The organism is Streptomyces sp. rh34 (genome assembly GCF_002551245.1).
Classification (GTDB): domain Bacteria; phylum Actinomycetota; class Actinomycetes; order Streptomycetales; family Streptomycetaceae; genus Streptomyces.
In genome coordinates, this window is record NZ_NTGZ01000004.1 from 69,360 (window position 1) to 86,709 (window position 17,350).

The window sequence follows — 17,350 nt, forward strand, 5'->3', positions numbered from 1 at the left end:
GCCCTTTGCCGTGCCTGGTCTCCCCCTGGACCGTGAAACGTATTGCTATGCAATACGAAACTGGGTATGGTGGTGGCACCGCACAACACCACCCCGAAGGGGCCACCCGTGCAGGAACTCCGCCTTCTTGACCCCGACGGATACACCGTCCCTTGCAGCGTCACCCGGGTCACCCCCACCACCGAACCCAAAGCCCGCACCGCCCTCCAGGCGCTCGCCCGCGACCACGCCGAACAGTGGGCATGGGCCCGCTACGACTACCGCAACTACCGCATCATCACCACCCCGGAAGGACCCCGATGACCACGCCCTCCGCCCCCGTGTTCGAGCTCCAGACCTACGACTACTCCGCCAACAGGTGGGAGACGGCCGGCACGTATGACACCGCCACCGACAACCGGGCTGAAGGCAACGCGTACTACGCCTACCAGGTGCATTCGGCGGCCGGCCCGACCCGGCTCCTGAAGGACGGTGCCACCCACCAGGGCTACGACAACCCGGACGACTACTACACGCGGTAGCCGCTCTTTCCCGGGGCCGCCCGACGGGCGGGCCCACCCCTAACCCGGAAGGACCCCGATGACCGACGTCCTTGCCCCTCTGCCCACTGCCGAGCAGCTCGCAGATCTGCTCCTCACCCCCGGCCGCAGCGAGGCCGCACTGACCGCGGAGTTGACCGCCCAGGCGGGCGCCCGGCCTGCCCGCCGGCTGCTGGCCGCCGCCCACAGCATCGCCGCGGAACGCCTGTGGGCTGCGGCATGACGTACCTGTTACTCACCGCCGTGTTCATCGTCGCCATGCGAATCGCCGCTGGCGTCATCCTCACCAACCGCAAGGAGAACTGACCCATGACCAGCATCCAGAACCCCACCCCTTGGTCCGACTACGACTTCCTCGAGTTCGAGTGCTTCGTCTCCAAGGTCGGCATCGAGGGCTTCTCGTACGCCGCCGAGCACTACGGGCCCGAGTTCGAGAACGCCGAGCTCCAGAAGGTCACCGACGACCTGGGCACCCTGCGGGCTTTCTACCGGGAGCACTTCCCGAAGGTCGGCGCCTGGTACGAGACGGTCGGCGGTGAGCGCGCCTGCAACCTTCACAACGCGCACGTCGATGAGGCCCGGAAGCGGGAGGAGGACTCCTGCCTGTTCGCTGTCCGCTGCACCGACGGGCACGTCATCACCTACCGGACGGCCCCGGCCCGCGACACGCACGCCCAGTACCTCCTGGACAACCGGGGCAAGGGGTGGCGTGAGCCGGCCACGATGCTGCGCCGCCTGGTCCCGGGCGGGGAGTGGGCCGAGGAGCGTGCCGCATGACCACAACGGTTCCTACTGCTGACACTGCCCTGGCGAAGGCCCGCCTGATCCGTGACTGGCACGACAGCGGGGCCGGCCGCCACGCCGACCTGACCGACTGGGTGCAGTCGACCACCGCGGACGGTCTGCCGATGATGTCCGCCCGTCTGGACGTGCTGCCGCCCGCCGGGGCGCTGGCGGTGTTCGCGGCCCGGCAGGAGGTGGAGGTCGCCCGGCGGTCGGGTGCGGGGGATGTGCTGCCCGCCCTGGACTACAGCGTGCCGGACCGTACGGCATGTGTGTGGCGCGAGGGCGGGGTGTGGGTGGAGGTGTGGCACCCGAACATCCCGGAACCGCCTGCGTCCCGCCCAGGGCCTCCCACGGCTGTCACAGCACCGCCCCGGCCCGTACCGGCTCCCCCACCGCGACCGCCCGCCGTCACCCCATCCGCGCCCCTCCCACGACGACCCGCCAACCGCTTCCGCCGCACACCCAAGGACCTCACGTGATGCCCGTCATCCGTCACCGGACCGCCCCGAACCCGGACGGGTGCCGGTGGTGCGGCTACGACAACCCGCACGGCTGGCAGTACCTGCCCGGGAAGGGCGGCCACCAGTGGGAGCAGCCCACCAACGCCCAACGACTCGCCCGCATGCGCGCCCGCCGGGCCCGCCGCGCCTACCGCAAGGAGAGCTGACCATGTCGTACGCGCAGTACCTCACCGCCGAGGAGAAGCTCGAACAGGGCAAGCAGGCCCTCGGCATCCCCCGCATCGTCGTCATCTGCGGCAGCACCCGGTTTATGGCCGACATGCAGGAGGCGAACCTCCGGGAGACCGCGGCCGGCCACATCGTCGTCGCGCCGGGCTGCAACCTGAAGGAGCCGCACCCCTTGTGGGCCGGCGACATGCTGATGGCGCCGCTCAAAATCCGCCTGGACGACCTGCACCGGGCGAAAATCCGCCTCGCGGACGAGGTCCTGGTGGTGGGGGACTACATCGGCGACAGCACCCGTGCGGAGATCCAGTACGCGGCATCGCTGCGCAAGCCGATCCGCTACACCCACCCCGACGTCAACCCGCTGCTGGACGGTGCCGCATGACCGACCGTGCCGCCGTGTTGGCGTACCTCCAGCAGGCCGGGCTCAGCACACCCCGCGCGAACGCCCACATCGAGGGGAGCGGCTCCGCAACGCGCTCTCTTCCGGGGAGGGCGCGGACTGGAACTGGTGGGACGCAGCCGTGATCCCCGGAGAGTGCGCAAACCTCATCGACCCGCCCGCCGACACCGCACCGAAGGAGCACTGACCCATGACCGGTCCCGAGCACTACCGCAAGGCTGAGGGAATCCTCGACGATCTCCGACGCGCCAGCTCCAACATCATGGGGCAGGCCAGGCCCGAAACTGTCACCCGGATGCTCACTGAAGCCCAGGTGCACGCCACGCTGGCCCTTGCTGCGGTCACCGCCCACCACATGGTCGCGACCTCCGGCAACGACCGCGACGAGTGGAGCGTGGCCATCCACGGTCGCGCCGTTGTTTGCGTGCACCCGGAGCACTACGAGGGCGAGTGCCCGTGCCCGCCGTCCTGCATCTGCTGCGGTTCTACCCCCGCCCCGCCTGCCGGGCCCGAGAGCTTGCCGTGTGGCCCCGTGCCGGACGTCTGCGACGCCGAGGCGGGCGACCCGTGCCGGAACCACGAACGGGAGCAGGCTCACGGCGAGGGCGAGCACGCCTTCTGCGGGCCCGAGTGCACCGGCGTCGCCGAACCCGCTGCCAGCACCCTCGCGGCGTGGCTGAACCAGAGGTTCGACCCGCGCGGTCCGAGCTGGGACCGGCTCGACGAGGATGACCGCTCGTACTGGGAGCACCACGCCCGTGCTGTCCGCCGGGCCGTCGCACGCGGCGGGTTCAAGACGCCCGCCGACCCTGCTGCACCCGAGGCGACTCCGTGACCGCCCCTGCCCGGGTGGGCCCGTCGCCTTCGGGTGGCGGGCCCGCCGCATCCCCGGACCTCGACGACCTGGCCGCCGACATCGGTGACCGCATCCGTGCCGAACGGCTGCACCGCGGCTGGTCCCAAGCCGAGCTTGGCGCCCGGGCCGGCGTGACCAAGAAGTACGTCGGGCTCGCCGAAGCCGGGCACACCAGTCTCCCCGTGGCCCGCCTCGCCCAGCTGTGCCACGGCCTACGCATGTCGATGAGCGACCTGCTGTCCGACGAGTGGCAGATGCCCGAGCGGAAGCAGCAGCCGGTCCTGACGCCCCGGCAGGTGCAGATCCTGGCCGAAGCCCGCACTGGGGCGCCGTTGTCCCGGATCGCGGTGCGGGTCGGCATGTCCCGGGAGTCAGTGTCCGCCCGGATGTCGGAGGTGTACCGGCAGTTGGACGTAGCGCACCTGCCGTACGGGCGCCGGGAGGCTGCGGTGCGGGTCGCGGTGGAGCGGGGACTGCTCGAACCGGCTGTTCTCGACGACGCAGCGTGACCGACGGCGTGTGTCGTTGCCCGCCCCTCCCTCGATTCCTTGATCGATCTATCCCCTTGGCCCCGGGCGGAGACGCCTACCCACCGGTAGGGCCCGCCCGGGACACCCCGAGCCGTAACCCACCGTCACATCACCCTGGAGTCCCTGTGATCCGCAAGCACCGTTCGAGCAGCGTCTACCTGTCCCTCCTCATCCTCTGCGCCGTCCCGTACGGGGTGTTCATCAGCGCCATGCGCGCCCCGATGTGGCTGCACCTGATCGTGAGCGCTGTGGGTGGTCTCGCCATAGCCGTGGCGATGGCGCCGCTGGCCCGGGTGATTCTGCGGCGTCTGGATGACCGGGCGCTGGTCCGCCAGTCCCGGCCCGATGACGGCCCCCGGTGACCGCCCGGCGCGGGTGGTGCGCGTACTGCCACCGGCTCATCACCGTCACCGCAGCCGGCCTGTGGCCCCACGGCCCCGGACGGGACTGCCGCGGCAACCACACCCTGCCCGCCGTGTATGACACCCGGCCCCGCCGCTACTGGCCGACCTGGCACAACGGCCGACGGGTGCACACCATCCCCGGACCCGACACCTGGAACCCCAAGGAGACCGCAGCATGATTCAGCAGCCTGAATCGTCCCCCTTCGTCCTCGACAACACGAAGCTCATGCAGATCACGGCCGTGGACGTCAGATCAACCGCGAGCATCAGCATCCCCGGAGCCAACGGCCCGCTCGTCACTATCCACCCTGACGGTCGCCTGGAGTACGGGCCCGGTTACGAGCCCGACGAGGCGGCCCGCCTGTTCTGGGACGCGATGCGCCGGTGGGCCCCGTCGCCTATGGAGAAGCAGTTCGGGCGGCCGCTCACGGAACGGATCAACGCCAACCTGGCACGTGGCCAGAAGGCCGAGGAGACGTTGCGGACGCTGGCCCTGATGTTCGAGGGTTTGCAGCGTCTCCTGGCCACCAGTTCCCGGGACTGGGGTGAGTACCGGGTCGACGCGTGGTTGTGGGCGGTGCTGCTCGGCTGGGACTGCAAGGAGGACGTACACGACGAGACGTGCGTCCACGGGGCCATGGAGGAAATGCAGCAGCGGCACGGCTGGGATGACGCCGCCGTTGCGAAGGCCCGCCGATACCGAGCTGCGGTGCGTGCCGTCGAAGCGTTCGCCGAGGAGCATCCCGCCGCCGGCCACGTGTACCTGTCGACGGGCTGCTTGCACGGTGAGCACGCGTACTGCCAGTCGATGACAGGGCAGCAGGGGGAAAAGCGGCCGGGTCGGTGCAAGTTCTGCGACGCCCGGTGCACCTGCTCGTGCCACGGCGAGGCGGAGGGGGCGGCATGACCGAGACAGCTGAGGACCTGACGCGCCGGTATCTGGTGCCGGTGGCCCGCCTGAATCTGCCCTCCGAGCCGGACGTGATCCACCTGTCCGTGTACCAGTGGCTGCCTGCGTTCGATGCGTGGGCGACGGGCCCGGCGATCTGCGGCAGTTCCACTCAGCAGGGGCCGCTGCTGAAGGCGACGGTGACATGCGAGGGCTGCCTGGCGTACCGGGGACGGTACGAGCGGATGCTGGCCCCCGGGTACCGGCCGGAGGACGACGACCCGGAAGTTCTGCGGGAGCGCCTGACGGCCGCCGTGGACGAGCGGGACCGGGCCCGGCGGTGGGCGGTCAGCCTGGAGAACGAGAACCGGCACCTTGGCGATCAGACCCGTGAAGCGAAGGAGCAGGCCCGGGTCGCTACGGTCGCCGCCCTGAACCTGCAACGCCAGACGCCGGACGCCGCGCAACGCACCCTGGGCCGTATCCGGAAGGCGCGGACGTGGACGGCGGTGTGGGTCGAGCTGGGCCAGTACTTCGGGTTGACGGCGGAGCAGTGCGGTCTGGAGGCGCGGGCGCGCCGTCGGGGGGAGTCGCTGTGATGGGCCGGAACAGTGCGGCCGCCCAGGCTGCTGTCCTGCGCGCGCAGAAGGCGGATGGCTTGGCCGCCCAATGGGAGCACGGGGCGAAGGGCGAGAAGGCCACTGAGCGGCTCCTGCGCGCGCTGAACGGCCCGTGGTGGCGTCGGTGGCTTCGGAAGGCACTGGGGCGGCCGGGATGGGTGATCCGGCACGACCTCCGGTTACGGGGCCGCCGGTTCAACATCGATCACGTTGCCGTGTCGCCGTGCGGTACTGCGGTAGTCGCCCTGGACACGAAGAACTGGCACTGCGGCCGCACCACGACGGAAGTGTCGGGGCGGGTGTTCTGCGGGGACGAGGACCGGCACGACCAGGTCGAGAAGGTTGTGAACTACGCGCGGCTGATCGAGGCGGCGCTGGGCATGCCGGGGGTGTCGGTGCTGCCGCTGGTGGTGGTGCACGGCTCCCTGGTGGCCGGCGGGTTTCTTGAGGCCCGGGTGGATGGCTGGAGCGGTCCGGTTTACGTCCTGGGGCCGGCCCGTCTGGTGCCGACGTTGGCCGCCGCCCCGAAGGTTCACGACCCGGCCCGGGCAGCTGCGGTGGCGGCCCGGGTGGACAGGGTGTTGCTGCCTTACGTCCCGGGGCCGCGCCGCGTACGGTGATCGTGAGGGTGCCGCCCTGCTTGTGGCCCACTGCCCCGCTTGGGGTGGTGGGCCACTTTCGTTGCGTCCGGACCCTCCATGCGGTGTTGCCGTACCGGTCGTACGCTGGGGTTATGAGCGTCCAGACCGGCCCGTGCGCCTCCTGCCAGCAGCCCACCCACCGGTACGGGCACGGCGGGAACCCGCTGTGTGCGTCGTGCCGGGCGCTCCTCCCCGCGAGGAAGCCGACCGCGGCCTGACCGGTCGGCCCGCGGGAGCAACGGAAGGCCTTCGACAAGGTGGCGTTATCCGGAGGCGCTGACCGGGTGTAGATCCTGGTTCTACGATGAGTGCTCGCGTCGAGCTGGGAGGCCGCTGATGGCTGCCGTTGAGCACACTCCGGACTACCCGCCGAAGACCCCGCCACCGCCGAAGCGCCCCGTGTCGCCGCCGCGCCCGGAGGCGAGCCTGGTGGGTACGGCCCGGGCGCGGATGCAGGTGCGGAATCGGCGTAGCGCGAACTGGTCCCTGGAGGCCGCGGCCTGGTCCCCGCAGAAGGCGTCCGCCCACGTGCTGGGCCGGTTGCACGAGTGGGGGTACCGGGAGGTCGACGAGGCGGCGTCCTCGTTGACGGAGCTGCTGGTGCGGACCGCGGTCGCGGACGGCGGCCGGCGCGTCTCCGTACACCTCGCGGACCAGAACCGGCAGGCGTTGATCGTGGCCCTATCGCACCGGCCGGGGTTGGCGGTCGCCGACGACGCGGTGCTGCCGGAGCTGACGGGGCTGGGTGCGGTGTCGTGCGGGACGGACACGGCGGAGGACGGGCGCAGGGTGTGGGCGGTGCTCGACCTGTAGTGGGTCGGCTCTCGCCCCCGTCACCCTTCCGGGTGAATCCTAGGAGCCCCCTTGCTTTCAATCTTAGGGGGGTGCTAACTTTGAGTTGTCGGCGGGGGAAGCCCCGAACAACCCGAGGAGATCACCATGCTGCGAGTCATTCGCTCCACCATTCAGGGCCTCAACATCGACGCCGACCTCGAAGACGACTACGCAGCAGCCGCCGAAGCCGGAGAACTCCTCCACGAGACGCACACCAGCGACAAGAACCTCACCATCGAGGTCCGCGCCTACACCGACCCCGCCGGCCAGAACCGGTTCGCCGTCCTCTACACCCACGGCGCGGACCTCGACTGGCATGACACCAGCGACTACACCGAAGCCCGCAACTCCTACGAGGAGAGCGTCCGCGAGACCGAGAAGGGCGTGACACTCGACGTCGACGATGACGACAACGAGATCCCGCTCTTCGACACCACCGACGTACGCGGCGTCGCCAACTACGAGGAAGGCTCCGAGGAGTCGGGCGAGGCCGAGGCGTACTTGCTGCTCGCCGAGTGGGCCACCGCCGAGGCCGAGAAGGCGCAGGAGATCGCCGCCGAGAAGACGCAGGCCCGGCAGGCCGCCTACGCCCTCGCCATCGACACCTTCGGCCGCGGCGGCAACGCCGTCCTGGCCCGCCGCGTTGGGAAGAGCGAGCCGACCGTGAAGGACATCGCCGACCGGGGCCGGCTGATCCTGGAGGCACAGCGCCGGGAGCAGTTCTCCGTCGACCTGTTCGAGGACAACGCGGGCGGCCTGTACCTGCGCAAGGCCGGTGACACCACCGGCTGGTCCCTGGGTGCCGGGGCCGAGCACACCTGCGGGCCATTCACGGATGACGCGAAGGCCTGGCGCGACGGCGACTGGGAGCCGAACCAGGGCGACGGCCAGACCCCGAACTACGGCATGGACGTCACCAACCTGACCCACATCGCCACGTGGTCCGCCAAGAAGGGGCTGAAGGTCATCAACGGTCAGGCCGGAGGTCCGGCAGCAGGGGCGGCGGGCAGCATCTACCTGAAGCTGACCCGGCACGCCACGACGCTCGGAGCCTGGGGGAACTACACCCCTCACGGCACGATCGAGGAGAGTGCCATCGCGGCCCTGGGCGACGCCGCCGGGCAGTACAACATTGCAGGCATCGCTCGGGACTGGCGGCAGGCGGTCAACGAGGCCCTCCCGGACGGGGTGTCGCTTACGAACGTGGCGTTCACGGGCCCGGTGTACCCGAACTTCCCGATGGAGGGCCTTGAGCTCGACGCGGTGATCAACGAGGTGGACTTCCAGAAGATCGCCGCCCGGCACAAGCTGTAGAAAACGCTGCGCACGCAGAGCGGCCCCTGCCCGTCTGGGTGGGGGCCGCTCTGCTGTGTGTCCGGTGGTGGCATCGGCTTCGAGGCGGGACCACCCCGTGGTTTTGTTCACGACTTCGAGCAGCACTTGTTCACGGTTTCGGGAGGCGCCCGGTGCCCCCGCGAGTCGATGTTCACGAGAACGGGAGGCACGTGCCCGCGGTCGGCAACGGCGCGATGGCCACCACTGCACTCGCCCGTGGCCAGCGCTTTTGCTCGGGCCGCCGCGGCGCGGACGACGGCGAGCGGACGGTCGCCACCGTGGTGCTGTCCGTTCTCGTGAACATCGGACGCGGGCGGGTGCCTCCCGAACTGCTGCCGAAACGCTGCTCTGCGACGTGAACAGAGCCAGGGGCGCGGGTAACGATCCAGTCGGGTCCCGCCGCCTCAATGCGAACGCAGCGGTGGTGGTCGCGGCCGAAGGCGCCGTGGGCAAATCCGTGGATGCCGTCGCCGACCGCGAGAGGACGGTTCGCCGGGCTGGGATGGGAAGGGCTCATGTCTTCCATGCTGTGCCCGCTGGCGCGGTTTGTTGCCCCCGATCGGGTGCGGGCCGACGCGGGGGCGCGGGGCGGGTCAGGCGTGCCAGGTGCCGCGGATAGCCGCGGTGTTGAAACCGGGCCCGTAGGCGACCATGACGCCGCGGGCGCCGGCCGCCGGGGGTTCGGTGTGGGTGCGCTCCAGGATCCGCAGGACGGACGGCCCGCCAAGGTTGCCTTCCTGGGCGAGGGTGTCGGTGCTGTGCCGGGTGTCGTGGGCGTCGAGGCCCAACGCGCGGGCGGTGTCGTCGATGATGCGCTGGCTGCCGGGGTGGATGACCCCGAAGTCGACGAGGTCGGGGCCCAGCCACTTCAACAGGTCGGGGAGGACATCATCGGCGGCGGTGAGCGCGGCCTTCGTGCTGTCGAAGTGGAACCCGGCCGCGTCGACCCTGCCGTTGTAGCGGGTGAGGCTGTCGGGGAGGACGTGCTCGTACGTGTCGTCGGGGGTGGCGACGTGGAGGCCGGGGCCGCAGGGTTCGCCGGTGACGATGGTCGCGGCGGCGGAGTCACCGAAGAGCGCTTTGTAGATCATGTGCTCGACGGCGTTGTCCTGGTGGTTGTAGACGGCGGAGATGGTCTCGGCGGCGACGACGAGGATGCGGGTGCCGGGGCGTGCGGCAATCATGTCGACGGCGCGGATCAACGCCTGGGTGCCGCCGGCGCAGGCCAGGGTGGTGAGGGCGATACGGCGGACGTCAGCACGGAGCCCGAGTCGCTCCACCAGGTGGATGTCCATGTTGGGGACGGCCCAGCCGGTGGAGTGGGTGGTGATGACCGCGTCCACATCGACCGGGGCGAGGTGGTGTGCGGTGAGGGTTCGGCGGGCTGCCTCGGTGGCGAGGTCGAGGGCGTCACCGAACGCTGTGGCCGCCCGGTCGCCGACCCCGGCCTCGCCGGACACGGTGGGGGCGTCCAGGGGGCGGGTGAAGTACCGGGTGTTCACCCCGGTATTCGCGACGATGCGGAGGATTGCCGCGAGCTTGGGGTGGTCGGGGTGGTGGTGGCGGATGTCGTCGGCGATTTGGGTGGTGGTGATCTGGTGCTGGGGGAACACGGTGGTGGGGCGGGCTATGTAGGCGGGCACGACATCCTCCGGCAGGCCTGGGCGGCGGTGGTCAGCACAACCTATGGCACGTGTCACGCAGCATTCCCCCTGATCAGGGGCTTGAAGAACGGGGCGTACGGTCTGTTTCCGGTTGTCGGGGCGGGTGTGACCGGTGGTACGGGAGGGGTGGCGCCTTCGGTTCCCAGGCTGGTTCGGGGCATGGGGAAGCCCCCTGCGCGATGGGGGTGGAGCGTGCAGGGGGCTTCGTCTGAGGGGTCGTCGGCCGGGGCCGCGGCGACCGTGCACTGAGGCTGCGGGCCGACCGCCGGCCGGGCGGTGGGTCAGGGGGCCCGGAGGGCGGGGGTACGGGCGTGAGCCCGCTGCTCCCCAGCATGGAACACGAGGACGATCAGGCGGGCCCCGGGGGCCGTCATCGGCTGGGCGGCGCACATCGTGACCCAGCCCGGCCCGTCTTCGGCGTGCAGCAGGGGCCGTTCGTCGCCGTCGGGGTGGATGTGGGCGACGGCCCCGGTCCAGATGGGGGCGCAGTCCGGGTCGGCGAGGACATCCCGTTCGAGGCGGCGGAGGATCGGGTCGTCGGGGCGTGAGGCCAGGGCGGCCCGGAGTTGGGGGAGGACGAGGGGCGCCCAGGCGGTGTGCCAGTCGGTGAGCATGTGGCGGCCGCCGGGCTCGAGGGCCATCCACCGCATGGTGTTGCGGGGTACAGCGCCGTCGGGGAACAGGCGAGCGAACTCCTTGTTGTGGGCTATGAGCTCCCAGGAGGCGTCGGTGACATAGGCGGGGTGGAGCATGCCGTCGACTGCTTCCTGCCATACGCCGGGGACCTGCTTCCCGGAGGCGGGGGTAAGGGGCCCGGGCGGGTCTCCGATACCGGCGTACCGGCACAGGGACGTCCATTCCTGTTCGTTCAGGGCGAAGAGGGTCGCAACGTCGCGGAGGTAGTCGACGCGCGGGTTCGGGTACCGGCCGGACTCGAGGCGCCGGTACGTGCCTGCTGTGCGGTCCGTCAGTTCGTCGACTTGCTGCTGGGTCAGCCCGGGGGCGCGTCGGCCTTGCTTGCTGGGGCGGGAAAAGCCGTGGCCTGCGGGGTCGATCAGCGCCCGACGCTCCGTCAGGAGTTTACGAAGGGCTGCCTTACTCGCCTTGCTCATGTTCCTACTTTCCCCCGGTGTATGAGGCATCTGGTGCTGTTGAAATCCTAGATGGCGTCATGGTTTTTAGCGCTAAAAACTAACCCTAGAAAACCGGCTGTTTACCCGTGATGCTGAGCTGGTGTCCCGCTGGCCTGCGGAGTCTCGCAGCGTCCTGGGCGGGCGGGGCATGTGTGGGAATCCCGACCAAACCGTGAACGGTGTTCGGTTTGGTCCGTGCAGCAGGGAATTACCCACTACCTGTCCGGAATGTGGCGGGGAGTTCTCGGAACGCTTGTGCGTATCGCAGCGCGGCAGGCGGTTCGGGGCTTCCCGCCATTTCTCTGATCCCAGTTCAGGGGGTCGGGGCGGGGCAGGGGTGAGGCGCGGCCGGTCACTTAGGTGCCGGCCGCGCCTTCGTTGTGTCCGGGTGCCGGGGCGGTGGTTGCGCGCCTGGTGGCGGTGGCGGCCCGGCATCGGGGGTACGGGCAGCCGGCCACCGGCGGGGCGTGGTGCTTCTCGCACATGGCTCGGGAGTCGAGGCACTGCCCGGCGGTCAGGCGGGCCACCTCGGCCTCCAGCTCGCGGACACGGGCGTCGAGGTCGTCGATGCGGGCGTTGGCCTTCCACCACCGGGCGCGCGACTCCTTCCACGCGTTCCTGACCCGGTCGCGTTCGTCGTACAGGGCGTCGAGTGCGTGGCTGGTGAGGTCGTCGAGCGGGATGCGGGGCTGGATGGGGTGAGCTTGGCCCATGTCGGGGATGGCTACGACGGCGAGCGTCATGCCGCAGAGGGTGAGGATGCGGTCGGCCCAGTCCAGGGTGAGGGTGGCGCGGCCGGTGAGCATGTGGCTCATGTGCTTGGTGCTGAGGTCGAGGCGGCGGGCGGCTTCGGCTTGGCTCATGCGTGCGGTGGCGAGGGCGGCTTTCACCTGTGCGCGGAGGTCGCGGTCGGGCTGGGTGGTCACCGGACCCCCTCTGTGGTGGCGTGCTCGTCGCACGTTGGGCGGTTACATGGGCGCCCCAGGGGCAGCCAGTAGGCGCGGTGCGCGACCAGCCCGGCGGCCAACCAGTCATCCCCCGCGAGGTACTGGGGGCGTCGCTCCGCCCAGAATGCGCGGGCCTGCGTCAGGGGCGCCTGCTCGTACATGGCGCTGAACCCGTGGCTCTTGATCAATCGAATCCATGAGTTGCGGGCGTTGTCGTAGGAAGTGCGGGACGTGCTGTAGCCGGAGGCCGGGTCGATGTCGTTGACCGTGTTGCCTATGGCGATGCAGAGGGCGATGCGTGCGTCGGCCATCGACGTTCGGTGGTCCGCAACCTGTTCGGGGGTCCAGCCCATGGCCTGTTGCTCGTGGTGAGACATGGCGAGTCGTTTGATACGGCTGGCCGCTTCGTACCGAGGCTTCCGGTCGTCCTGTTGCTGCTGCTCGGGCAAGGGTGCAGCCTCGCCGGGACGGGCTGGTGCCTGCGGGTAGTCGGACAGGTCGAACAGAACGTCCGTCTGCCGTCCGGCAAGGGTGCGTTGCACGGTCGTGGTCCTTCCGGGTTTGGGGTGGCCGCCGGGTGGGGCGGCCACCCACAGGGGCAGGGGCGTCAGACGGCGGGGGTGCGGCGGTAGGCGTCCAGCGCGGAGTGCCCGTTGACGACGACGTGCGGAGCGGCCTTCCGCGCGAGACGGAGCGCGGTGGTGAGGTCGAACCGGTGGGCCCTCAGCCAGTCGTCGCCACGGTCGTGGGGCTTGATCCCCTCCGCCCATTCGCCGTCGCTGCCGAGGCACATGCCGTGCCGGGTGATCGCCCACTGGTCGACACCCCGGTACTCCACGGTGATGGCGAAGACGTGTCGGTTGATGTCGCCCTCGGGAAGGATCGACACCTCGTACTCGGTGGGCTGGACGATGGCGTCGGGGATGCCGGGGGTGACGTGGCCGAGGGCTTCTCGGATCTGGCGCATGGTCATGGCGGTCATGTGGTGTCTCCTCGGTGGGCCGGGATCACCCGGCAGCAGGGGCGGGGCGGTGGTCTTCGAGGCGCGGGATACCAGCGGCCACGTGGTCCGCGCGGTCAGCGGCGGCGAGCAGCGCCATGGCCAGGTGCCGGGCGTCGGAGGCGTACAGCGGGACGAAGTCCAGCCCGGGGTACATCGATTCCGGGGAGGAGATGTAGACCAGCCCGTCGGCTGTGTTCTGCTCGTCGACGGTGCGGATCACCCAGACCTTCTCCTTGGTGCCGCCGCGCGGGGTCATCTCGCGCAGGTCCCATTCGTGGCCGGGCCACTGGTGGTCGGGGCCGTTGATGCGGGTGGGCTTGGGCCGTTCGGCGCTGCCCGCGAGGGAGGTGAGGCGTTGCAGCTCGGCCCGGATCGCTTCGAGGCTGAGGTCGGGCGTGGTCATCGTGTGGGCTCCTCGGGCGCGGCAGGGGCAGCGGGCGTGGTGGCCAGCGCGTCCATGACCCGCAGCGCGGTCCCGGCGAACAGGCCCTTGGCGGCGTCCCGGATCTGGTGGACGGCGGTGGTGTGGCTGTTCTGCCGGTACTCGGTGGGGGTCATGCCGAGTGCGGTGGCCCGGTCGGCGGTGGTGGGTTGCTGCTCCCCGGCGGCAGCCTCACCGGCCACGTCACGGAGCTCGGCCGCGGCGGCGCGCACAGCCTGATCCCAGGTCTCGTCGCGCTCGCTGGCCGCCGGAGTGACGGAGTGGATGAGCGCCTGCTCGATCAGGCCGGCACCCTCGCGCAGGGTCGTGGCCCGGCGCAGGTCCCGGTTCGCCAGGGCGGCTTGCCGCCACCGGGCGATCACCTGACGGGCGTCTTGGGGCTCGATGTAGTCGCCGCAGTCGCAGGCCTGGCAGGCGTCCTCGAAGTGCTGCTGCTCGGGGTGCCCGCAGATGCAGGTCGCGGCCCGGTCGGCAGGCGCGGGCGGGGCAGCGGGGACGTGCGGGTCGTCCGGCCAGCGGCCAGCGCGGTGGTCGGCGTCCTTCTCGCACCGGCCGCCGGGGGTCATCACCGGGCAGCGGCCGTCCCCGCCCTCGGTGGTGCCGAGGAGCTGCCGGGCCACCGCCAGGGCGGCCTCCCACATGCCGTAGCCCGGCTCGTTGTCACGGTACGGGGCCAGCCACGCCAGGGCGTTGGCGGTCGCGTCCAGCCAGTCGGCGAGCAGCGGGTCACCAGCGGCCCGGCGGAGGTCGGCGGCCTGCTGGAGAGGCTCGGCGGTCGGCCACGTGGTGCGGCCGTCGGCGGGGCGGTCAGCGGGGGTGGGGGTGGTGTCGGTCATCGGGGGCTCCAGGTGGTGGTGTGCGGGGCTGGCGGGGCGCCCGCCCGGCTACGACCCGGGCGGGCGCGGACGTGGTTACGGGGCCTACGCGGCTTCACGGGCGGCCAGGATCGGGTCGAGGGTTTGCCGCATCCACATGCGATACCTCTCGCCCGTCAGGTCGCCTTGGGTGACGCTTGCCGCCTCGTGCACGAGGCTCTCGACGTCGATGTCGTCCTCGTCGAGGGTTTCGGCCGCGTCTTCCAGGGCCCGCTTGAAAGCCTCAGCGGGCGGCATGTCCTCGTAGCTGTCGGCGAAGAGACCGAACGCGTCGATGAGGCGGGGCATGTAGGTGGCGATCAGGGTCTCGAAGGTGTCGGGCATCAGGGGCTCCAGGTGGCGGTGTGGGCTCGCTGGGCGGTTGGGGCCCGGGGAAGGGGGCTATTCCAGGGTCAGCCCGTGGCGGCCGGATGCTCCCCCTGCTCGTGCGGGCGATGCCCCATGATACCGCGAAACGTATTGCATAGCCATGCGAATGAGGGGTTTGGGTTCCCCGCGCCTTACCACCCGCCCGGCAGCAGCCTCAACGGGTTCGGGGATCATCAGAGGCCTGTGCCAAGCTCCCGCCATGACCACCGCAACCCCAGACGACGAGTACGAGATCAGCCCCGAACTCGCCCAGCACATCGCCGAGATCACACCCGAGCAAACCGAGAACCTCGCCGCGGCCCTCGACCGGCTCCTCCCTGCGCTGACTTTCATGAGCGACGAGGTATCGGCAGGGATCACCAACGTGATCCAGCCGACCGTCCTCAACTTCTCCCGGGTTCTGTCCGAGGTCAGCCTTCCCGTGCTGGACACCTCGTGGGCGGAGCGCCTGATCGAATCCGTGCAGGGCCTGCGCCTGAGCGACAGTGCTTACGCGGGGATGACGGACACGCTGGCCCGTGTCGCGGAGATGGCCGCATCCCTGGACCTGGACGCCGAGCTGCCGGATGCTGCCGGCGGGGACCTGGAGGAGCTGGGCGTCCAGGGCGTCACGTTCGCCACGACGCAGGGCGCCGGACTGTCCCGGGAGGCTCAGCGGAAGCTGGCGCTGTACTTCGTCGGGGCGTTGGTGTTCATGCTTCTGATGCAGGGGATGGTGCAGAGCGAGGCGGTGAACGACCTCGTGCAGAAGGCCGGTGTGGCTGGTCCGGCTGCTGCTCTCGCGATGGCGGTGACGGCCCGCCAGTTCGACAAACTGTTCCCGCCGCCCCCCGGCGACGACGAGACCGCGGAGTAACCGCACGCCCACCACACAGCACTGAGCCCCCGACCATGCTGCAGTCGGGGGCTTCGGTCTGCGTCGCGGCGCGGCTACGCGTTGGTGTCCGTGTCCTCGAGCTGGTCGTCGCCCAGCCAGTGGCCGGCCATGTTCGACGACACCTGCACTGCGGACCGCAGGTGTGTCTGGGCGAGGAGCATGGACTGCCGGGCGTCAATCAGCGACCGCAGCAGCCGGGACACGGCCTCGCCGGGCTCATCGCCGTTGGCCATGCGAATGGCCTGCTGTTCCTCGACGTGCCGTACGGCGGACGCGGTCTGGTCGACGGCCTGGGGGAGGCGTTCGAAGAGGACGTACAGGGCACCGACGGCTTCCCCGATGTTGGGGGGCGCGTGGTTGATGATCTGGTGCTCGCCGTAGAACGCCTCGGGGCCGTTGATGGTGAGGTGGTTGTACTCGCGGATGTTGTCGGCGGCGTCACGGATGCTGCGGTGCGGGTCACGGGTCAGGTCCATCGGAGGTCTCCTCGCTGCTCGGCTGCCTGAACCCAGTTTCGCCACGCGGCCTGAACTTTCTGGAGCAGCTTGGCCGCGTGATCGGTCGCGGCGGTCACCTCGCGCAGGGTGCGGTGGGCGCGGATGAGGAAGCTGATGGCGCGCTGAAGCCGGCTGGGCTGCTCGGGCTCGGTGGTGGGGCGTTGAGTCACGGGCGGTCTCCTCGGTGCGGTGAGCGGTTGTGCTGGGCTTACTGTGGCATCGGGGGCTGACAGGCCGGGCGGAAACACGTCGCCCCCCACCCGAACCGGGCAGGGGGCGATGGGGCGACCGACGCGTCAGTCGTCGAGGCCGACCAGGAATCGCCGGTTGCATTCCTCGTTGCCCAGGACCGCCTGACGTCACGGGCTGAGCCACTCGCCCCACCGGCAGCCCAGGCACAGCCACGCCGGGCCCGACCGGCCGTGAGCGGCATGCTCGGCCTGGTACTCGATCTCGCTGCCGCACTCCGGGCAGGCGTCGGGCCGGTCAGCAGGCTCGGCCGGGTCCGGCTTCGGGTCGTCCATGGGCTCGGGGTCGTTCACCGGGTAGTCGTGGGCCACCCGGTAGCTGGCCGCCCGGTACTTGGCGAGCAGCGTGTCGACGGCGGGGCGTCCCTGCTCGCTGTCCTCGTCGTCGCCCCCGTCTACGCGGACGGTGTAGCCGTCGGTCCACAGCTCGATGTGGACGTCCTCGCGGTCCTGGTCGGGGTGGGTGAGGATCCACTGGTGCTGAACGTGGGCGTCGGAGTCGGTTGCAGGCATTCTCTTCTCCAGGTCGGGTGAGGCCATTCTGCAAGTGCCGGAGGAAGCAAACTCACGTCCGCCGGCCGAGTCCGGCCGCCATGGGCCAGACGCCGCCCAGGACGGCGACGGCGCCACCGAGGTGCTGGAGCTGCTCGCCGGTGAGGGTGAGCAGTCCGCAGAGGGCGATGGCCAGGCCAGCGGCGGTGTGTGCGGGGGTCGGGTTCTGGCCGGTGGGGTGGTTATCGGTCATCGTGGTGGCCTTCCGGGGCGTGGTGGG

Annotated in this window: 31 protein-coding genes; 19 read left to right on the plus strand and 12 right to left on the minus strand. The window is 70.4% G+C overall.

Features of this window, described 5'->3' with window-relative positions; genetic code table 11:
• The first annotated feature begins 66 nt into the window (after positions 1-66).
• The 18 genes from CR470_RS02120 (at position 67) to CR470_RS39325 (ending at position 8,882) form a co-directional block, all read left to right on the plus strand.
• Positions 67-303 (plus strand): hypothetical protein, encoded by a 237-nt coding sequence (locus tag CR470_RS02120; protein WP_097865863.1) that lies wholly within the window; start codon positions 67-69, stop codon positions 301-303.
• Positions 300-521 carry a hypothetical protein gene (locus CR470_RS02125; RefSeq protein WP_097865864.1) on the plus strand — a complete coding sequence of 74 codons (222 nt, stop codon included), beginning with the start codon at positions 300-302 and terminating at the stop codon, positions 519-521. The genes CR470_RS02120 and CR470_RS02125 overlap by 4 nt, the downstream gene beginning before the upstream one ends.
• Before the next feature lie 58 nt (positions 522-579).
• Entirely contained in the window at positions 580-762 is a 183-nt protein-coding gene (locus CR470_RS02130; RefSeq protein ID WP_097865865.1) for a hypothetical protein, read from the plus strand.
• Positions 763-848: 86 nt separating this feature from the next.
• Positions 849-1,316, plus strand: a complete 468-nt coding sequence (locus CR470_RS02135) for a hypothetical protein (protein ID WP_097865866.1) — start codon at positions 849-851, stop codon at positions 1,314-1,316.
• On the plus strand, positions 1,313-1,804 hold the full coding sequence (locus CR470_RS02140; RefSeq protein ID WP_097865867.1) for a hypothetical protein: 492 nt from the start codon (positions 1,313-1,315) through the stop codon (positions 1,802-1,804). Before CR470_RS02135 ends, CR470_RS02140 begins: the two co-directional genes overlap by 4 nt.
• The gene (locus CR470_RS02145) at positions 1,804-1,992 is read left to right on the plus strand and encodes a hypothetical protein (protein ID WP_257138349.1); all 189 of its coding nucleotides are present in this window, start codon (positions 1,804-1,806) and stop codon (positions 1,990-1,992) included. The genes CR470_RS02140 and CR470_RS02145 overlap by 1 nt, the downstream gene beginning before the upstream one ends.
• Before the next feature lie 2 nt (positions 1,993-1,994).
• On the plus strand, positions 1,995-2,396 hold the full coding sequence (locus tag CR470_RS02150; RefSeq protein ID WP_097865869.1) for a hypothetical protein: 402 nt from the start codon (positions 1,995-1,997) through the stop codon (positions 2,394-2,396).
• Positions 2,397-2,604: 208 nt separating this feature from the next.
• Positions 2,605-3,249, plus strand: coding sequence for a hypothetical protein (locus CR470_RS02155; RefSeq protein ID WP_097865870.1), 645 nt, complete (start codon positions 2,605-2,607; stop codon positions 3,247-3,249).
• Positions 3,246-3,779 (plus strand): helix-turn-helix domain-containing protein, encoded by a 534-nt coding sequence (locus CR470_RS02160; protein WP_097865871.1) that lies wholly within the window; start codon positions 3,246-3,248, stop codon positions 3,777-3,779. Before CR470_RS02155 ends, CR470_RS02160 begins: the two co-directional genes overlap by 4 nt.
• Before the next feature lie 146 nt (positions 3,780-3,925).
• Positions 3,926-4,162, plus strand: coding sequence for a hypothetical protein (locus tag CR470_RS02165; RefSeq protein ID WP_097865872.1), 237 nt, complete (start codon positions 3,926-3,928; stop codon positions 4,160-4,162).
• Positions 4,159-4,383, plus strand: coding sequence for a hypothetical protein (locus tag CR470_RS02170; protein ID WP_097865873.1), 225 nt, complete (start codon positions 4,159-4,161; stop codon positions 4,381-4,383). Before CR470_RS02165 ends, CR470_RS02170 begins: the two co-directional genes overlap by 4 nt.
• Positions 4,380-5,111 carry a hypothetical protein gene (locus tag CR470_RS02175; RefSeq protein ID WP_097865874.1) on the plus strand — a complete coding sequence of 244 codons (732 nt, stop codon included), beginning with the start codon at positions 4,380-4,382 and terminating at the stop codon, positions 5,109-5,111. Before CR470_RS02170 ends, CR470_RS02175 begins: the two co-directional genes overlap by 4 nt.
• Positions 5,108-5,692 (plus strand): hypothetical protein, encoded by a 585-nt coding sequence (locus tag CR470_RS02180; RefSeq protein ID WP_097865875.1) that lies wholly within the window; start codon positions 5,108-5,110, stop codon positions 5,690-5,692. Before CR470_RS02175 ends, CR470_RS02180 begins: the two co-directional genes overlap by 4 nt.
• On the plus strand, positions 5,692-6,333 hold the full coding sequence (locus CR470_RS02185) for a nuclease-related domain-containing protein (protein WP_097865876.1): 642 nt from the start codon (positions 5,692-5,694) through the stop codon (positions 6,331-6,333). Before CR470_RS02180 ends, CR470_RS02185 begins: the two co-directional genes overlap by 1 nt.
• Before the next feature lie 113 nt (positions 6,334-6,446).
• Positions 6,447-6,572 (plus strand): hypothetical protein, encoded by a 126-nt coding sequence (locus tag CR470_RS40230; RefSeq protein WP_257138352.1) that lies wholly within the window; start codon positions 6,447-6,449, stop codon positions 6,570-6,572.
• 118 nt (positions 6,573-6,690) lie between these two features.
• On the plus strand, positions 6,691-7,167 hold the full coding sequence (locus CR470_RS40235) for a hypothetical protein (RefSeq protein ID WP_097865877.1): 477 nt from the start codon (positions 6,691-6,693) through the stop codon (positions 7,165-7,167).
• 126 nt (positions 7,168-7,293) lie between these two features.
• Positions 7,294-8,502 (plus strand): hypothetical protein, encoded by a 1,209-nt coding sequence (locus tag CR470_RS02195; RefSeq protein ID WP_097865878.1) that lies wholly within the window; start codon positions 7,294-7,296, stop codon positions 8,500-8,502.
• Between the two features lie 215 nt (positions 8,503-8,717).
• Positions 8,718-8,882, plus strand: coding sequence for a hypothetical protein (locus CR470_RS39325; protein WP_179892104.1), 165 nt, complete (start codon positions 8,718-8,720; stop codon positions 8,880-8,882).
• Positions 8,883-9,116: 234 nt separating this feature from the next.
• Here CR470_RS39325 and CR470_RS02205 read toward each other — a convergent pair whose 3' ends face one another.
• The 8 genes from CR470_RS02205 to CR470_RS02240 all read right to left on the minus strand — a co-directional run bounded on the left by CR470_RS02205 (position 9,117) and on the right by CR470_RS02240 (position 14,911).
• Complete coding sequence (locus CR470_RS02205; protein ID WP_097865880.1) at positions 9,117-10,166, minus strand: PhlD; 1,050 nt, start codon at positions 10,164-10,166, stop codon at positions 9,117-9,119.
• A 302-nt stretch (positions 10,167-10,468) separates the two neighbouring features.
• A complete protein-coding gene (locus CR470_RS02210) occupies positions 10,469-11,299 on the minus strand; it encodes an MmyB family transcriptional regulator (RefSeq protein ID WP_097865881.1) in 831 nt (276 codons plus the stop codon).
• A gap of 377 nt (positions 11,300-11,676) precedes the next feature.
• Positions 11,677-12,246 carry a helix-turn-helix domain-containing protein gene (locus CR470_RS02215; RefSeq protein WP_097865882.1) on the minus strand — a complete coding sequence of 190 codons (570 nt, stop codon included), beginning with the start codon at positions 12,244-12,246 and terminating at the stop codon, positions 11,677-11,679.
• The gene (locus CR470_RS02220) at positions 12,243-12,809 is read right to left on the minus strand and encodes a hypothetical protein (RefSeq protein ID WP_097865883.1); all 567 of its coding nucleotides are present in this window, start codon (positions 12,807-12,809) and stop codon (positions 12,243-12,245) included. The genes CR470_RS02215 and CR470_RS02220 overlap by 4 nt, the downstream gene beginning before the upstream one ends.
• Before the next feature lie 65 nt (positions 12,810-12,874).
• Positions 12,875-13,249: a hypothetical protein gene (locus tag CR470_RS02225; RefSeq protein WP_097865884.1), complete on the minus strand. Its 375-nt coding sequence runs from the start codon at positions 13,247-13,249 to the stop codon at positions 12,875-12,877.
• Positions 13,250-13,274: 25 nt separating this feature from the next.
• On the minus strand, positions 13,275-13,673 hold the full coding sequence (locus CR470_RS02230) for a hypothetical protein (RefSeq protein WP_097865885.1): 399 nt from the start codon (positions 13,671-13,673) through the stop codon (positions 13,275-13,277).
• A complete protein-coding gene (locus tag CR470_RS02235) occupies positions 13,670-14,548 on the minus strand; it encodes a hypothetical protein (protein WP_097865886.1) in 879 nt (292 codons plus the stop codon). The genes CR470_RS02230 and CR470_RS02235 overlap by 4 nt, the downstream gene beginning before the upstream one ends.
• Positions 14,549-14,632: 84 nt before the next feature.
• Positions 14,633-14,911, minus strand: a complete 279-nt coding sequence (locus CR470_RS02240) for a hypothetical protein (protein WP_097865887.1) — start codon at positions 14,909-14,911, stop codon at positions 14,633-14,635.
• Between the two features lie 244 nt (positions 14,912-15,155).
• On the opposite strand from CR470_RS02240, the gene CR470_RS02245 reads away from it, so the two are divergent.
• Complete coding sequence (locus tag CR470_RS02245; protein ID WP_097865888.1) at positions 15,156-15,812, plus strand: hypothetical protein; 657 nt, start codon at positions 15,156-15,158, stop codon at positions 15,810-15,812.
• Positions 15,813-15,886: 74 nt separating this feature from the next.
• Here CR470_RS02245 and CR470_RS02250 read toward each other — a convergent pair whose 3' ends face one another.
• The 4 genes from CR470_RS02250 to CR470_RS02265 form a co-directional block, all read right to left on the minus strand.
• The gene (locus CR470_RS02250; RefSeq protein WP_097865889.1) at positions 15,887-16,309 is read right to left on the minus strand and encodes a hypothetical protein; all 423 of its coding nucleotides are present in this window, start codon (positions 16,307-16,309) and stop codon (positions 15,887-15,889) included.
• Positions 16,300-16,500, minus strand: a complete 201-nt coding sequence (locus CR470_RS02255) for a hypothetical protein (protein ID WP_097865890.1) — start codon at positions 16,498-16,500, stop codon at positions 16,300-16,302. Before CR470_RS02255 ends, CR470_RS02250 begins: the two co-directional genes overlap by 10 nt.
• Positions 16,501-16,689: 189 nt before the next feature.
• On the minus strand, positions 16,690-17,091 hold the full coding sequence (locus CR470_RS02260; protein ID WP_097865891.1) for a hypothetical protein: 402 nt from the start codon (positions 17,089-17,091) through the stop codon (positions 16,690-16,692).
• A gap of 52 nt (positions 17,092-17,143) precedes the next feature.
• On the minus strand, positions 17,144-17,350 hold a 207-nt coding region (locus CR470_RS02265; protein ID WP_218923748.1), incomplete at its 5' end, for a hypothetical protein.

What these genes read in the sequence shown, in the direction of transcription:
- CR470_RS02155 (WP_097865870.1), top strand. Translation starts at nt 2,605, where the DNA reads ATGACCGGTCCCGAGCACTACCGCAAGGCTGAGGGAATCCTCGACGAT.
- CR470_RS02135 (WP_097865866.1), top strand. Translation starts at nt 849, where the DNA reads ATGACCAGCATCCAGAACCCCACCCCTTGGTCCGACTACGACTTCCTC.
- CR470_RS02175 (WP_097865874.1), top strand. Translation starts at nt 4,380, where the DNA reads ATGATTCAGCAGCCTGAATCGTCCCCCTTCGTCCTCGACAACACGAAG.
- CR470_RS40230 (WP_257138352.1), top strand. Translation starts at nt 6,447, where the DNA reads ATGAGCGTCCAGACCGGCCCGTGCGCCTCCTGCCAGCAGCCCACCCAC.
- CR470_RS02185 (WP_097865876.1), top strand. Translation starts at nt 5,692, where the DNA reads ATGGGCCGGAACAGTGCGGCCGCCCAGGCTGCTGTCCTGCGCGCGCAG.
- CR470_RS02180 (WP_097865875.1), top strand. Translation starts at nt 5,108, where the DNA reads ATGACCGAGACAGCTGAGGACCTGACGCGCCGGTATCTGGTGCCGGTG.
- CR470_RS02145 (WP_257138349.1), top strand. Translation starts at nt 1,804, where the DNA reads ATGCCCGTCATCCGTCACCGGACCGCCCCGAACCCGGACGGGTGCCGG.
- CR470_RS02230 (WP_097865885.1), bottom strand. Translation starts at nt 13,673, where the DNA reads ATGACCACGCCCGACCTCAGCCTCGAAGCGATCCGGGCCGAGCTGCAA.
- CR470_RS02210 (WP_097865881.1), bottom strand. Translation starts at nt 11,299, where the DNA reads ATGAGCAAGGCGAGTAAGGCAGCCCTTCGTAAACTCCTGACGGAGCGT.
- CR470_RS02120 (WP_097865863.1), top strand. Translation starts at nt 67, where the DNA reads ATGGTGGTGGCACCGCACAACACCACCCCGAAGGGGCCACCCGTGCAG.
- CR470_RS02225 (WP_097865884.1), bottom strand. Translation starts at nt 13,249, where the DNA reads ATGACCGCCATGACCATGCGCCAGATCCGAGAAGCCCTCGGCCACGTC.
- CR470_RS02240 (WP_097865887.1), bottom strand. Translation starts at nt 14,911, where the DNA reads ATGCCCGACACCTTCGAGACCCTGATCGCCACCTACATGCCCCGCCTC.
- CR470_RS02245 (WP_097865888.1), top strand. Translation starts at nt 15,156, where the DNA reads ATGACCACCGCAACCCCAGACGACGAGTACGAGATCAGCCCCGAACTC.
- CR470_RS40235 (WP_097865877.1), top strand. Translation starts at nt 6,691, where the DNA reads ATGGCTGCCGTTGAGCACACTCCGGACTACCCGCCGAAGACCCCGCCA.
- CR470_RS02195 (WP_097865878.1), top strand. Translation starts at nt 7,294, where the DNA reads ATGCTGCGAGTCATTCGCTCCACCATTCAGGGCCTCAACATCGACGCC.
- CR470_RS02260 (WP_097865891.1), bottom strand. Translation starts at nt 17,091, where the DNA reads ATGCCTGCAACCGACTCCGACGCCCACGTTCAGCACCAGTGGATCCTC.
- CR470_RS39325 (WP_179892104.1), top strand. Translation starts at nt 8,718, where the DNA reads ATGGCCACCACTGCACTCGCCCGTGGCCAGCGCTTTTGCTCGGGCCGC.
- CR470_RS02250 (WP_097865889.1), bottom strand. Translation starts at nt 16,309, where the DNA reads ATGGACCTGACCCGTGACCCGCACCGCAGCATCCGTGACGCCGCCGAC.
- CR470_RS02140 (WP_097865867.1), top strand. Translation starts at nt 1,313, where the DNA reads ATGACCACAACGGTTCCTACTGCTGACACTGCCCTGGCGAAGGCCCGC.
- CR470_RS02150 (WP_097865869.1), top strand. Translation starts at nt 1,995, where the DNA reads ATGTCGTACGCGCAGTACCTCACCGCCGAGGAGAAGCTCGAACAGGGC.
- CR470_RS02235 (WP_097865886.1), bottom strand. Translation starts at nt 14,548, where the DNA reads ATGACCGACACCACCCCCACCCCCGCTGACCGCCCCGCCGACGGCCGC.
- CR470_RS02125 (WP_097865864.1), top strand. Translation starts at nt 300, where the DNA reads ATGACCACGCCCTCCGCCCCCGTGTTCGAGCTCCAGACCTACGACTAC.
- CR470_RS02130 (WP_097865865.1), top strand. Translation starts at nt 580, where the DNA reads ATGACCGACGTCCTTGCCCCTCTGCCCACTGCCGAGCAGCTCGCAGAT.